Raw genomic sequence first — 13,635 nt, 5'->3', positions numbered from 1 at the left:
TTTTGAAAAATTAGCTAGAGATGCATCAAGAACATGTCCAGTTGAAAAAGTTACTATAAATTTAAAAGAATCAGATATCAGAACTAAAACTGTTGACGTTGTAAAAGTTGCTTCAGTGCTAGCAGATATCGGAGAAGCTAATATTATAGTATCTGGTGGTCGTGGAGTTGGAAGTAAAGAAAACTTCGTACTACTTGAAAAACTTGCAGCTACTTTAGATGGTGTTGTAGGAGCATCAAGAGCAGCAGTTGAAAATGGTTGGATAGATAAAGCAGTACAAGTAGGTCAAACAGGAAAAACTGTTAGACCAACTGTATATATAGCTTGTGGTATTTCAGGAGCTATACAGCATTTAGCTGGTATGCAAGATTCTGATTTCATAATAGCTATAAACAAAGATGCAACTGCACCTATCATGAAAGCTGCTGATGTAGCAATAGCTGGAGATTTCCTTAAAGTAATCCCAGAAATGATAGCTCAAATTAATACATTAAAAAATAAATAGTTTTATTTTATGATAGTAATTTAACAAAACCTACTTTAATGCTAAAATATAGTATTAAAGTAGGTTTCAAAAAAGTATACTACAATAATAAAATTTAAGGAGTGTGTTTTTATGAAAAAGATTTTTGTACTTGGCGCTGGAACTATGGGAGCAGGTATTGTTCAAACATTTGCAGCTAATGGATGCGAAGTAATAATGAGAGATATTAAAGATGAATTCGTAGATAGAGGACTTGCAACAATTAAAAAGAACTTAGAAAGATCAGTAAAAAAAGCAAGAATGACAGAAGCAGAAATGGAAGAAATACTTGCAAGAGTTACAGGAACTACTGATATGAAATTAGCAGCAGACTGCGATTTAGTAGTTGAAGCAGCTGTAGAAATTATGAAAATAAAGAAAGAAATTTTTGCAGAACTAGATACAATCTGTAAACCAGAAACTATATTAGCATCAAATACATCATCACTTTCTATAACTGAAGTAGGAGCTGCTACAAAGAGAGCTGATAAAGTTATAGGAATGCATTTCTTTAATCCAGCTCCAATGATGAAACTTGTAGAGATAATCAAAGGAATGGGAACATCAACTGAAACTTTTGATGCAGTTAAAGAAATTGCAATTTCTATCGGTAAAGATCCAGTAGAAGTTGCTGAAGCTCCCGGTTTTGTTGTAAATAGAATATTAATTCCAATGATCAACGAAGCTGTAGGAATTATGGCAGAAGGTATTGCATCTGCAGAAGATATAGATAAAGCAATGAAACTTGGCGCTAATCATCCAATGGGACCTCTAGCACTTGGAGATCTTATAGGTCTTGATGTATGTCTTGCTATCATGGATGTTTTATATACTGAAACTGGAGACACTAAGTACAGAGCTCATAGCCTTCTAAGAAAATATGTTAGAGGCGGATTACTAGGAAGAAAAACTAAAAAAGGTATTTTTGATTATTCAAAATAGGATTTAATTTTGAATATTGAACATAGAGGGCATTATAACTTGTAAGGGTTATAATGTCCTCTATGTTTTTGTTTTTAGGTACATCTCCGCGAAAATAATTTTATATGGAGGCATACATTGAATAATAATTAACAAACTACTAAAGTACTTATTTATTATGTAAACATTAACATTATTATATAAATTAGTAAATAACATCATAATTACCACTTTTTATAATATTAAATATAAAAATTGACAAATAAAATGTAAAAAACCGCAAAAATTAATTATTAGAATATTGACTTTATATAGTTAATGATATATTATTAACAATAGAAGGTTATAAAAATAGGTACAAGCATTAAAATAATAAAATTTAAGGAGTGTGTTTTTATGAAAAAGATTTTTGTACTTGGCGCTGGAACTATGGGAGCAGGTATTGTTCAAACATTTGCAGCTAATGGATGCGAAGTAATAATGAGAGATATTAAAGATGAATTCGTAGATAGAGGACTTGCAACAATTAAAAAGAACTTAGAAAGATCAGTAAAAAAAGCAAGAATGACAGAAGCAGAAATGGAAGAAATACTTGCAAGAGTTACAGGAACTACTGATATGAAATTAGCAGCAGACTGCGATTTAGTAGTTGAAGCAGCTGTAGAAATTATGAAAATAAAGAAAGAAATTTTTGCAGAACTAGATACAATCTGTAAACCAGAAACTATATTAGCATCAAATACATCATCACTTTCTATAACTGAAGTAGGAGCTGCTACAAAGAGAGCTGATAAAGTTATAGGAATGCATTTCTTTAATCCAGCTCCAATGATGAAACTTGTAGAGATAATCAAAGGAATGGGAACATCAACTGAAACTTTTGATGCAGTTAAAGAAATTGCAATTTCTATCGGTAAAGATCCAGTAGAAGTTGCTGAAGCTCCCGGTTTTGTTGTAAATAGAATATTAATTCCAATGATCAACGAAGCTGTAGGAATTATGGCAGAAGGTATTGCATCTGCAGAAGATATAGATAAAGCAATGAAACTTGGCGCTAATCATCCAATGGGACCTCTAGCACTAGGAGATCTTATAGGTCTTGATGTATGTCTTGCTATTATGGATGTTTTATATACTGAAACTGGAGACACTAAGTACAGAGCTCATAGTCTTCTAAGAAAATATGTTAGAGGCGGATTACTTGGAAGAAAAACTAAAAAAGGTATCTTTGATTATTCAAAATAAGATATTAATTTTAACAATTAGATATAGTGGACAATATAACCTATAAAGTGTTATATTGTTCTTTATTTTATTTATATACATAATGTAGAAAAGCATAAATAATATGTAAACAAATATTAAACTAAATTGTATGAATATTGACTTTATACCCATAATGATATATTATTAACAATATAATGAAGTTATAAAAATAAGTACAAGCATTGCTAAATATAATAAATTAAAAGTACTTATTACTATATTAAAAATGGAGGGATATATAATGAATAGATTTACTTTACCAAGAGATATTTATTTTGGAGAAAATTCTTTGGAAATGTTAAAAACCATAAAGGGTAAAAAAGCAGTAATAGTTACTGGTGGAAGTTCTATGAAAAAATTTGGATTTTTAGATAAGGTTGAAGCTTATTTAAATGAAGCCGGAATTGAAGTTAAACATATTACTGGAGTGGAACCGGATCCATCAGTTGATACAGTTATGAAAGGCGCTGCAGTTATGAGAGAGTTTGAACCAGACTGGATAGTATCAATCGGTGGTGGTTCACCAATTGACGCAGCAAAGGCTATGTGGATTTTCTATGAATATCCAGAATTTACTTTTGAGAAGGCTGTTATACCATTCGGTATTCCAGATTTAAGACAAAAGGCTAAATTTATAGCTATACCATCAACTAGTGGAACAGCAACAGAAGTTACTGCGTTTTCAGTAATTACTGACTACAAAGCAAAAATAAAATATCCTTTAGCGGATTTCAACTTAACTCCAGATATAGCTATAGTTGATCCATCACTTGCTCAAACAATGCCAGCTAAATTAACAGCACATACAGGTATGGATGCATTAACTCATGCACTTGAGGCTTATGTTGCAGGACTTCATTCTTGCTTCTCAGACCCCCTTGCAATGCAAGCCATAACTATGATTAAAGAAAATTTATTAAAATCATTTGAAGGTAATGTAGAAGCAAGAAACGAGATGCATATGGCTCAATGCCTTGCTGGAATGGCATTTTCAAATGCATTACTAGGAATATCTCATAGCATGGCACATAAAATAGGTGGCGTATTCCACGTTGCACACGGACTCGCAAATGCAATACTTCTTCCACACGTTATAGATTTTAATAAAAAATCTTGTGGAGATAGATATGCTACAATTGCTAAAACATTAAAACTATCTGGCAATACAGATGATGAATTAATAAATTCATTAACTGATATGATAAGAGATTTAAATAAGAAGCTAAATATACCATTATCTTTCTCTGAAAATGGTATGACCAAACAAGAGTTTGATGATAATTTGAATTTTATAGCTGAAAATGCTTTAAAAGATGCATGTACAGGATCTAACCCAAGACCAATAAATTTAGATGAAATGAAAAAAGTATTAACATGTTCATTTACAGGACAAAAAGTAAATTTTTAACATAAAAAATGAGTAATTAAACAATAATTGTATAATTTTATCAATGTATAGTAATTAACAATTAAGAAGGAGACAGGTAGTAATAGCATTAGTATTTTATGCTTTTTATTATCTGTCTATTTTATTATAAGATTTCATTTAAAATTAAATTTAACAGTTTAATATATTGTAGTTTTTGTGGTAGAATGAAGATAGAACAAATATCGCAGAATAATAAAGATTTTAATGTGGGTACATAAGTAAACTAAAATTATAGAAAGATGTGGAGGCAAAAAAATGTATAAAATAGTTGGAAAGAAAGCATTAGCACCACAAATATTTTTAATGGAGATTGAGGCACCAAGAGTTGCTAAATCAGCACAACCTGGACAGTTTATAATAATAAAGATGGATGAAAAAGGTGAGAGAATACCCTTAACAATAAGTGACTTTGATGCCGAAAGAGGTACAGTTACTATAGTAGTTCAAACAATAGGTTGTTCGACAAAGGAAATGGAACATTATGAAATTGGTGATTCATTCGAAGATTTTGTAGGACCACTAGGACAAGCATCGGAATTAATGAGTGAAAGTATAGAAGAATTAAAGAAAAAGAACATAGTATTTGTAGCAGGAGGTCTTGGAACAGCTCCAGTTTATCCTCAAGTTAAATGGCTTAACTCTAAAGGGGTAAAGGCAGATGTAATAATAGGTGCAAAAGCTAAAGAATATGTGATTATGGAAGAAGAAATGAAGAAAGTAGCAGGAAATGTATATCCATGTACAGATGATGGTTCTTATGGATATAAGGGACTGGTTACAAATAAATTGAAAGAACTAGTCCAAAATGATGGTAAAAAATATGATTTAGTTGTTGCTATTGGACCTATGATAATGATGAAATTTGTATGTAAATTAACTGAAGAACTTGGAATATCAACTATTGTAAGTATGAATCCTATTATGGTAGATGGAACAGGAATGTGTGGAGCTTGTAGACTTACTGTAGATGGCGTAACTAAATTTGCCTGCGTTGATGGACCAGAATTTGATGGACATAAGGTTAATTTTGATGAAGCAATGAGAAGACAAGCAATGTACAAAAAACAAGAAGTTTCTACAAATGAAGGAATTAAAGCCGGCTGTGGTTTAGGAGGTACTAAATAATGGATAGAATGAAAAGAGTGAAAGTAGAAGAGCAAGATCCAAAAATAAGAGCAACTAACTTTGAAGAGGTATGTTTAGGATATACTCAGGACGAAGCAGTTGAGGAAGCTTCAAGATGCTTAAACTGCAAAAAACCAATGTGTGTTAGTAAATGTCCTGTTGCTATAGATATTCCTGGTTTTATTAAGCATGTTAAGAATAAAGAGTTTTCAGAAGCCGTTAAAGTGATAGCTAAATACAGTGCTCTACCAGCTGTTTGTGGAAGAGTTTGTCCGCAAGAAACTCAATGTGAGAGTAAGTGTATACTAGGAATAAAGGGAGATGCAATAGCTATAGGTAAACTTGAAAGATTTGTAGGAGATTACTCCAGGGTACATAATGTTGATCTTTCAGAAACTAAACCTAAAAATGGTATTAAGGTTGCAGTAGTAGGAAGTGGACCATCAGGACTTACTTGCGCTGGAGATTTAGCAAAAGCTGGATATGATGTAACTATATTTGAAGCACTTCATGAAGCTGGTGGAGTTTTGGTATATGGTATACCAGAATTTAGACTTCCAAAAGAAACAGTAGTTAGACATGAAGTTGAAAATGTAAAAAAATTAGGCGTAAAATTAGAAACAAATGTAATAGTAGGACGAACTGTAACAATAAACAAATTGATGGAAGATGAAGATTTTAAGGCTGTATTTATTGGTTCAGGTGCAGGACTTCCAATGTTTATGGGAATACCAGGAGAAAATTTAAATGGAGTGTTTTCTGCTAATGAGTATTTAACTAGAAACAATTTGATGAAAGCATATAAAGAAGGATATCAGACCCCTATAAGAACAGGTGAAAAGGTAGCGGTTGTAGGTGGAGGGAATGTTGCTATGGACTCTGTACGTACAGCAGTGAGACTTGGCGCAGAAGGACACATAGTATACAGAAGATCAGAATCAGAACTCCCAGCAAGAGCTGAAGAAGTACACCATGCAAAAGAAGAAGGGGTTATAATGGATCTACTTGTTAATCCAATTGAAATCCTAGGAGATGAAAAAGGTAATGTTATAGGAATGAAATGTGTAAGAATGCAGCTAGGTGAACCTGATGCATCAGGAAGAAGAAGACCTATAGCTATTGAAGGTTCAGAATTCACAATGGATGTTAATACGGTTATAATGTCTTTAGGAACATCACCAAATCCGTTAATTCCTTTGACAACAGAAGGTCTAAGTATTAATAAACGCAAGTGTATAATTGCAGAGGATGAAACTGGTTTAACATCTAAAAAGAATGTATATGCTGGTGGAGATGCAGTTTCGGGAGCGGCTACAGTTATATTAGCTATGGAAGCGGGCAAAAAAGCTGCTAAAGCTATAGATGAAATGTTATCAAAGTAACAAGCAGCTCTGCAAGAGATGACTCAGCAGCTCTGAAAGAGATGACTCAGCAGCTCTGAAAGAGATGACTAACATGAATAACTCCATAAACAAAGGTTTATGGAGTTATTTTTTTAAGAAATAAATTATATTATTATATATTGTCTGTCATAAGAGGTTAAATATAAGGAAAAAGTTTGAGACGAAACTTGGTACGAATAATTGTACAATACTTAAAGCAAAATATAAAAAGGAAGACGTCGCCGTAAGAGTTATGTTTGAAACAGCAGGGCAAATATTAGATGAAATTGTGACTCGTGAATTACAAGTTAATAATAAGGCTTAAGGAAAGGAAAAACTATGGATTATAAAAAGGTTGAATCATTTAATAAGGGTATTATCATAAAAGGTGTAGATAACTTTGAGTTAGACCATATATTCGAATGTGGGCAATGTTTTAGATGGAATAAACAAGAGAGTGGCAACTACATAGGAATAGCATATGGGAAGGTAATAGAATTAGAAAAAAATGAGATGGATGTGAAAATATATAATATAAATGAGGAAGAATTTCAAATGATTTGGTGTGATTATTTTGATCTTAAAAGAGAATATACAGTTATTAAAGAAAGATTTCGTAAAGATCCACTTCTTGAAAGATCTGTTAACTTTGGTTATGGGATTAGATTACTTCAGCAGGAGCCATTTGAACTTACAATATCATTTATAATTTCTTCAAATAATAGGATACCTATGATAAAAAGAGCTATAAATAGGTTAAGCGAAAAATGGGGAAAAGCAATAGAATATAAGGGTGAAACATACTATGCATTCCCAACAGCAGCAGAATTAGATAAAGCATCTATTGATGAAATTCAAAGTTGTGGTCTAGGATTTAGATCGAAATATGTAAAAGATGCAGTACATAGAATATATACTGATGATGTAAATTTGGAATTTATTAAATCCTGTGATGATGATATTTGTCACCAAGAATTACAAAAATTAAGTGGTATAGGACCAAAGGTTTCTGATTGTATCATGCTTTTTTCCATGCAAAAATATTCTGCTTTTCCAGTGGATGTATGGGTTAAGAGAGCAATGCAGTTTTTTTATTTAGCACCAGATGTGTCACTACCCAAAATAAGAATTTTTGCTAGAGATAAATTTGAAAACTTATCAGGTTTTGCACAACAGTATTTATTTTATTATGCAAGAGAAAATAATATTAAAATAGAATAAATTAATGGGAATTAAGCAAAATAACAAAAGAAAGATAAAAATATGGACTACTACTGAATCTTATAAAAATGAAGAGGATGGAGAACTATGAAAAGAACATGGGATTATATAAGAACAAAGGTATCAAGACATAAGCAACATGTAGTATTAATAGCAGCTTTGTTGATTTTCATATATATAGGATATGAGTATTCCTTCAAGTATTCGTATATAATAAAAAATCCCAATATAATGAAAGAAATTGTTCTTTCTTACGGTAATTTCAGTATTTTAGTCTTTATAGTTATGCAGGTTTTACAAGTAGTAGTTTTTTTTATTCCAGGAGAATTTATACAAATTGCGGGTGGATATATATTTGGTGCTTTTTGGGGTGGAGTAATATCTTTAATGGGGATTACTTTAGGAAGCATGATGGTATATCTTATTGCTAAGGACTATGGCAAACCACTAGTGGAAAAACTGATGTTAAAAAAAGAAATAAAATTCTTTAAAAAAATATTAGATGTGGGAAGTAAAAGGATTGTTGTATTCATGTTTTATTTAATTCCTGGAATACCTAAGGATGCATTAGCATATATATGTGGTGTATCACATATATCTTTTAAAGATTTCTTCATATATTCAACACTAGGTAGAATTCCAGGAATTTTTATATCATCTTATTTTGGAGAAAAAATATATTCAAAAGATGTTACAAGTTTAATAACTATAGGCGTAATAATGAGTTTTTTATTTCTTATAGGGATTTTAAAGGGTAATATTATAATAAAAAATATGATTAAAAAGAGGAAAACATATTAAAATCACATACCTTATAAAGAATGTGATTTTTTAGTTCTTTTATATATAAGAATTAACGTTATGCTGCACATTGTTATTAAAGAAATCATTAATATGGCAGAGTGAAAGAAAAAATTCTGAGGTAGGATTGTTATTATAGGGTCTAATTTTATATCAAAAAGCCAATAATTGTTGTTAAAGAAGATGTGATGAAAAGTCGTGAAGCTTTTATCAAAATTAATTAGAAAGGGTATAAGTAATAGTGCGGGTATGACAATAAGGCAAATTGAACTAGTTAATAGATATTTTGTTTTTTTTCGTTTTTTATTTATTACTATGCCTATAATACTTATCAATATTGTGAAAAATAGAATTATTCTAAGTTTATCAAATATTGTTTTAACTTCTTTAAAATGAATTTTACCATGAATAGATGATGACAGTGTTGGGAGATTAAATTCTTCATTTTTATTTTCGGTTAGATATGTGATAACATAATCATAATTGGACTTTAATTCGAGTTTATTTAAGCCCGAAGAATGTTCGATTTTTAATATTCCGATATCCATATAATATAAGGGTTTGAAGAGTAAAGTGAAATTTACACTTAAAATTAAAAAAGAAAATATAAAACTTGAAATAAAAACTACTCTAGATAAAAACTTAATTAAGCTCTTTATATTCCTAAAAAAAAAGTCTACAGAAAAGCAGTTAATGATTGATTTATTTAAAACCTTCACAAAATCACCTCTATTAGTAAGTATAACAAATATATATAAATGTATACAATAATAAATGTATGCATTTGTAAATAATTTTATAATAATTACATAAATTAAAGCTAATAAAGCAAATGAGAGAATAACTGTGAAATACAGTGATTATAAAACTTAATTTGACTGTATGGTTATAAATGGAATAATGTGTACACCAATTGAAGTTGCAATTATACTGATTATTAATTATCATATAAGTTGTAGAACATATTAGCACTCAGATGTGTTGAGTGCTAACAAAAGAAATAAAAATATAAAAGGAGGGGTTTAAAATGAACATTAGACCACTTAGTGATAGAGTATTAATTAAAAGATTAGAAGCAGAAGAAACTACGAAAAGCGGAATAGTTCTTGCAGGAGCTTCAAAGGAAAAACCACAAGAAGCTGAGGTTATTGCAGTAGGACCAGGAAAAACAGAAGATGGAAAACTAATTAAAATGGAAGTTAAAACAGGGGATAAAGTATTATTCTCTAAATATTCAGGAAATGAAATAAAATATGATGGTATTGATTATATTATATTAAAACAAGAAGAACTATTAGCTATAATCGAAAAATAATATTTAATTAATTGCAAAAATGATTAAATATTATTAATTATATTTAATCATTAACGCACAAGGAGGGTTTTTAAATGGCTAAAAATGTATTGTTTGGAGAAGAAGCAAGAAGAGCTATGCAAAGAGGTGTAGACAAGCTTGCAAACACAGTAAAAATAACACTAGGACCCAAAGGTAGAAATGTTATTTTAGATAAGAAATTCGGATCACCATTAATTACAAATGATGGTGTTACTATAGCAAGGGAAATAGAGCTTGAAGATCCATTTGAAAATATGGGAGCACAGCTTGTTAAAGAAGTTGCTACTAAAACTAATGATGTAGCAGGAGATGGAACAACTACAGCTACATTACTTGCTCAGGCTATAATAAGAGAAGGTTTAAAGAATGTTACAGCTGGAGCTAATCCAATGATGATTAGAACTGGTATAAAAATGGCTGTAGATAAAGCAGTTGAAGAGATTAAAAAAGCTTCTAAACCAGTAAGTGGTAAAGAAGATATAGCTAGAGTTGCTTCTATATCAGCTAGTGATGAAGTGACAGGTGCTTTAATAGCTGACGCTATGGAAAAAGTAGGTAATGAAGGTGTTATAACTGTAGAGGAATCAAAATCTATGGGAACAGAACTTGACGTAGTTGAAGGAATGCAGTTTGACCGTGGATATTTAAGTGCATATATGGTTACAGATACAGAAAAGATGGAAGCAAATCTTGAAGAACCATATATTTTAATAACTGATAAGAAAATAACAAATATACAAGACATACTTCCAATACTTGAGCAAATTGTTCAACAAGGTAAAAAATTGTTAATAGTTGCTGAGGATATTGAGGGAGAAGCTTTAAGTACATTAGTTGTTAATAAGTTAAGAGGAACCTTTACTTGTGTAGGAGTTAAAGCACCAGGTTTTGGCGATAGAAGAAAAGAAATGCTTCAAGATATAGCAACTCTAACTGGTGGAGAAGTTATAAGTGAAGAATTAGGAAAAGAATTAAAAGATGTTACTGTTGAAATGCTTGGAAAAGCTGAAAGTGTTAAAATATCTAAAGAAAACACTACAATAGTAAATGGAAAAGGTGATACGACTGAAATACATGATAGAGTATCTCAAATTAAAAAACAAATTGAAGATACTACATCAGATTTTGATAAAGAAAAATTACAAGAAAGACTTGCTAAACTTGCAGGAGGAGTAGCTGTAATAAAAGTTGGAGCTGCTACTGAAACTGAATTAAAAGAGAAAAAATTAAGAATTGAAGATGCTCTTGCAGCTACAAAAGCAGCAGTTGAAGAAGGAATAGTTCCAGGTGGTGGAACAGTTTATATTAATGCAATTACTGAGATTGCTAAATTAACTTCAGATGTATCGGATATTCAAGTAGGTATCAACATAATAAAAAGAGCTTTAGAAGAACCATTAAGACAAATCGTTACCAATGCTGGTGCAGAAGCTTCAGTTATAATAGAAAAAGTTAGAGAAAGCGCTGGAGAAATTGGATATGATGCGTTACATGATAAGTTAGTGAATATGAATAAAGTAGGAATTGTTGACCCAACAAAAGTTGTAAGATCAGCACTTCAAAATGCCGCATCTGTTGCAGCAACATTTTTAACAACAGAAGTTGCAGTTGCAGATATTCCAGAGAAAAATCCAGCACCAATGGGTGGAGCTCCAGGAATGGGAATGGATGGAATGTACTAGGAAAAATTAATATTTTAATTAATTAAAATAAAATATATTATAATAAAAAAATTAACTAGATTATATCTAGTTAATTTTTTATTTTACATAATAAAAAAAATGTTTTTATTATGTAAACGAGCGATCACAAGATAGTTATTGACAAATCTTTAAACATTAACTATCATAGTTATAATAGCTACAAAAAACAACAACTCTACTCATATATCCCTTGAATATGGCAAGGAGCATCTACGGTCAGCCGCAAATTGACCACTATGGGTAATCTTAGTATGAACTTATTTTAGGTATGCTAATTTTACTTTGGTTAAAGTAGGATTAGTATACTTTTCTATACTTTATACCTTATTTTAAAATGCTGTATATATATAGGTTTTTATGCCAATTATAAAAATGAATATAAGGAACATATAATTAAATATAATATCGTTTTGATATGATATTTATTTTTATGTACCTAAAATAGAAGTGCGAAGGGGCGAGGATTAAATGGCAAAGATATTAAAACAAGCGTATACATTTGATGATGTATTATTAGTACCAAATAAATCTGAAGTTTTACCTAGAGATGTTACTTTAGGTACTTACCTTACAAAGAAAATAAAACTAAACATACCACTAATGAGTGCAGCGATGGATACTGTTACTGAATCTAGAATGGCTATTGCCATGGCTAGAGAGGGCGGAATAGGTATTATACATAAGAACATGAGTATTGAAAATCAAGCTATTGAAGTTGACAGAGTTAAAAGACAAGAAAATGGTGTAATTACAGATCCATTCTATTTATCACCAGAAAATCTTCTAGAAGATGCTTTAGAATTAATGAAAAAATATAGAATATCAGGAGTCCCAATTACAACAGATGGTAAATTAGTTGGAATAATTACAAATAGAGATATAGTCTTTGAAACTGATTATAGTAAAAAGATTAAAGATATAATGACAAGTAAAAATTTAATAACAGCACCAGAAGGAACAAGTATGCAAGAAGCGAAAGAACTTCTTAAAAAGCATAAAATAGAAAAGTTACCTTTAGTGGATAGTGAAAACAATCTAAGAGGACTTATAACTATAAAAGATATAGAGAAAACTATAAGATTCCCAAATGCTGCAAAGGATTCTCGCGGAAGATTATTATGTGGCGCTACCGTTGGCGTAACTGCTGATAAGTTAGAACGAGTAGCTGCACTTGTAAAGGCTGGAGTAGATGTAATAACTATAGATACAGCTCATGGTCATTCTTTAGGAGTTCTTGAGGCTGTACGTGAAATAAAGACTGCATATCCAGAGCTTCAAATAATTGCAGGAAATATTGCAACTGCTGCAGCAACTCATGATTTAATTGAAGCGGGTGCAGATTGTGTTAAAGTTGGTATAGGTCCTGGCTCAATTTGTACTACGAGGATTGTAGCGGGAGTTGGTGTTCCACAACTTACAGCAGTTATGGATTGTGTTGAAGAAGGAAATAAATATGGAATTCCTGTAATTGCAGATGGTGGTATTAAATATTCAGGAGATATAGTTAAGGCATTAGCAGCAGGTGCTAAGGTAGTAATGATTGGCTCTATGTTCGCAGGTTGTGAGGAAGCACCAGGTGAAACAGAAATATACCAAGGAAGAAGTTATAAGGTGTACAGAGGCATGGGTTCATTAAGTGCTATGGCTTGTGGAAGCAAGGACAGATATTTTCAGGAAGGTAATAAAAAATTAGTTCCAGAAGGTGTAGAAGGAAGATTACCTTTTAAAGGAAGTGTTATAGACACTATATTCCAGATGATAGGTGGTATAAGATCAGGTATGGGATATTTAGGTTCAGCAACACTAGTACAATTGTTTGAAACTTCAACATTTGTTGTTCAGAGTTCAGCAGGACTTCGCGAAAGTCATCCACATGATGTATCAATTACAAAAGAAGCACCAAACTATAGCGTCAATGGCTAGAATAG

General features: G+C 31.1%; 12 protein-coding genes and 1 riboswitch. Of the genes, 11 read left to right on the top strand and 1 reads right to left on the bottom strand.

The window, feature by feature from the left end:
* The 8 genes from KPL37_RS14335 to KPL37_RS14300 all read left to right on the top strand — a co-directional run.
* Positions 1-505 (top strand): electron transfer flavoprotein subunit alpha/FixB family protein (locus KPL37_RS14335; protein WP_216150450.1); only part of this gene is annotated, 505 nt, incomplete at its 5' end.
* 111 nt (positions 506-616) lie between these two features.
* Positions 617-1,465, top strand: coding sequence for a 3-hydroxybutyryl-CoA dehydrogenase (locus KPL37_RS14330; RefSeq protein WP_216150448.1), 849 nt, complete (start codon positions 617-619; stop codon positions 1,463-1,465).
* Between the two features lie 375 nt (positions 1,466-1,840).
* The gene (locus tag KPL37_RS14325) at positions 1,841-2,689 is read left to right on the top strand and encodes a 3-hydroxybutyryl-CoA dehydrogenase (protein WP_216150448.1); all 849 of its coding nucleotides are present in this window, start codon (positions 1,841-1,843) and stop codon (positions 2,687-2,689) included.
* Positions 2,690-2,951: 262 nt separating this feature from the next.
* Positions 2,952-4,118: an iron-containing alcohol dehydrogenase gene (locus tag KPL37_RS14320; protein ID WP_216150446.1), complete on the top strand. Its 1,167-nt coding sequence runs from the start codon at positions 2,952-2,954 to the stop codon at positions 4,116-4,118.
* Positions 4,119-4,394: 276 nt separating this feature from the next.
* On the top strand, positions 4,395-5,264 hold the full coding sequence (locus KPL37_RS14315) for a sulfide/dihydroorotate dehydrogenase-like FAD/NAD-binding protein (protein WP_216150445.1): 870 nt from the start codon (positions 4,395-4,397) through the stop codon (positions 5,262-5,264).
* On the top strand, positions 5,264-6,646 hold the full coding sequence (gene gltA / locus KPL37_RS14310; protein ID WP_216150444.1) for an NADPH-dependent glutamate synthase: 1,383 nt from the start codon (positions 5,264-5,266) through the stop codon (positions 6,644-6,646). The genes KPL37_RS14315 and gltA overlap by 1 nt, the downstream gene beginning before the upstream one ends.
* A gap of 339 nt (positions 6,647-6,985) precedes the next feature.
* Positions 6,986-7,867 (top strand): DNA-3-methyladenine glycosylase family protein, encoded by an 882-nt coding sequence (locus KPL37_RS14305; protein WP_216150443.1) that lies wholly within the window; start codon positions 6,986-6,988, stop codon positions 7,865-7,867.
* Between the two features lie 87 nt (positions 7,868-7,954).
* Entirely contained in the window at positions 7,955-8,668 is a 714-nt protein-coding gene (locus KPL37_RS14300; RefSeq protein ID WP_216150442.1) for a TVP38/TMEM64 family protein, read from the top strand.
* Positions 8,669-8,679: 11 nt separating this feature from the next.
* On the opposite strand, the gene KPL37_RS14295 is transcribed toward KPL37_RS14300, so the two are convergent.
* Positions 8,680-9,387 carry a TIGR01906 family membrane protein gene (locus tag KPL37_RS14295; protein ID WP_216150440.1) on the bottom strand — a complete coding sequence of 236 codons (708 nt, stop codon included), beginning with the start codon at positions 9,385-9,387 and terminating at the stop codon, positions 8,680-8,682.
* Between the two features lie 308 nt (positions 9,388-9,695).
* Between KPL37_RS14295 and groES the strand changes: the two genes are divergently transcribed.
* From groES to guaB, 3 genes are all read left to right on the top strand, one after another.
* The gene (gene groES, locus KPL37_RS14290) at positions 9,696-9,983 is read left to right on the top strand and encodes a co-chaperone GroES (protein ID WP_171299175.1); all 288 of its coding nucleotides are present in this window, start codon (positions 9,696-9,698) and stop codon (positions 9,981-9,983) included.
* A gap of 74 nt (positions 9,984-10,057) precedes the next feature.
* Entirely contained in the window at positions 10,058-11,686 is a 1,629-nt protein-coding gene (groL, locus tag KPL37_RS14285; protein WP_216150438.1) for a chaperonin GroEL, read from the top strand.
* Between the two features lie 180 nt (positions 11,687-11,866).
* Positions 11,867-11,964, top strand: a riboswitch (purine riboswitch).
* Between the two features lie 211 nt (positions 11,965-12,175).
* Positions 12,176-13,630 (top strand): IMP dehydrogenase, encoded by a 1,455-nt coding sequence (gene guaB, locus KPL37_RS14280; RefSeq protein WP_216150436.1) that lies wholly within the window; start codon positions 12,176-12,178, stop codon positions 13,628-13,630.
* Positions 13,631-13,635: the final 5 nt, after the last annotated feature.

Source organism: Clostridium frigoris, assembly GCF_018861865.1.
GTDB lineage: Bacteria > Bacillota > Clostridia > Clostridiales > Clostridiaceae > Clostridium_AD > Clostridium_AD frigoris.
Note: the sequence above shows the minus strand (reverse complement) of the source record. Positions and strands in the feature narration are given on the sequence as shown.

Coding starts and splice junctions, on each gene's coding strand:
- groL (WP_216150438.1), top strand. CDS start 10,058: ATGGCTAAAAATGTATTGTTTGGAGAAGAAGCAAGAAGAGCTATGCAA.
- KPL37_RS14305 (WP_216150443.1), top strand. CDS start 6,986: ATGGATTATAAAAAGGTTGAATCATTTAATAAGGGTATTATCATAAAA.
- KPL37_RS14325 (WP_216150448.1), top strand. CDS start 1,841: ATGAAAAAGATTTTTGTACTTGGCGCTGGAACTATGGGAGCAGGTATT.
- gltA (WP_216150444.1), top strand. CDS start 5,264: ATGGATAGAATGAAAAGAGTGAAAGTAGAAGAGCAAGATCCAAAAATA.
- KPL37_RS14300 (WP_216150442.1), top strand. CDS start 7,955: ATGAAAAGAACATGGGATTATATAAGAACAAAGGTATCAAGACATAAG.
- groES (WP_171299175.1), top strand. CDS start 9,696: ATGAACATTAGACCACTTAGTGATAGAGTATTAATTAAAAGATTAGAA.
- KPL37_RS14320 (WP_216150446.1), top strand. CDS start 2,952: ATGAATAGATTTACTTTACCAAGAGATATTTATTTTGGAGAAAATTCT.
- KPL37_RS14330 (WP_216150448.1), top strand. CDS start 617: ATGAAAAAGATTTTTGTACTTGGCGCTGGAACTATGGGAGCAGGTATT.
- KPL37_RS14315 (WP_216150445.1), top strand. CDS start 4,395: ATGTATAAAATAGTTGGAAAGAAAGCATTAGCACCACAAATATTTTTA.
- guaB (WP_216150436.1), top strand. CDS start 12,176: ATGGCAAAGATATTAAAACAAGCGTATACATTTGATGATGTATTATTA.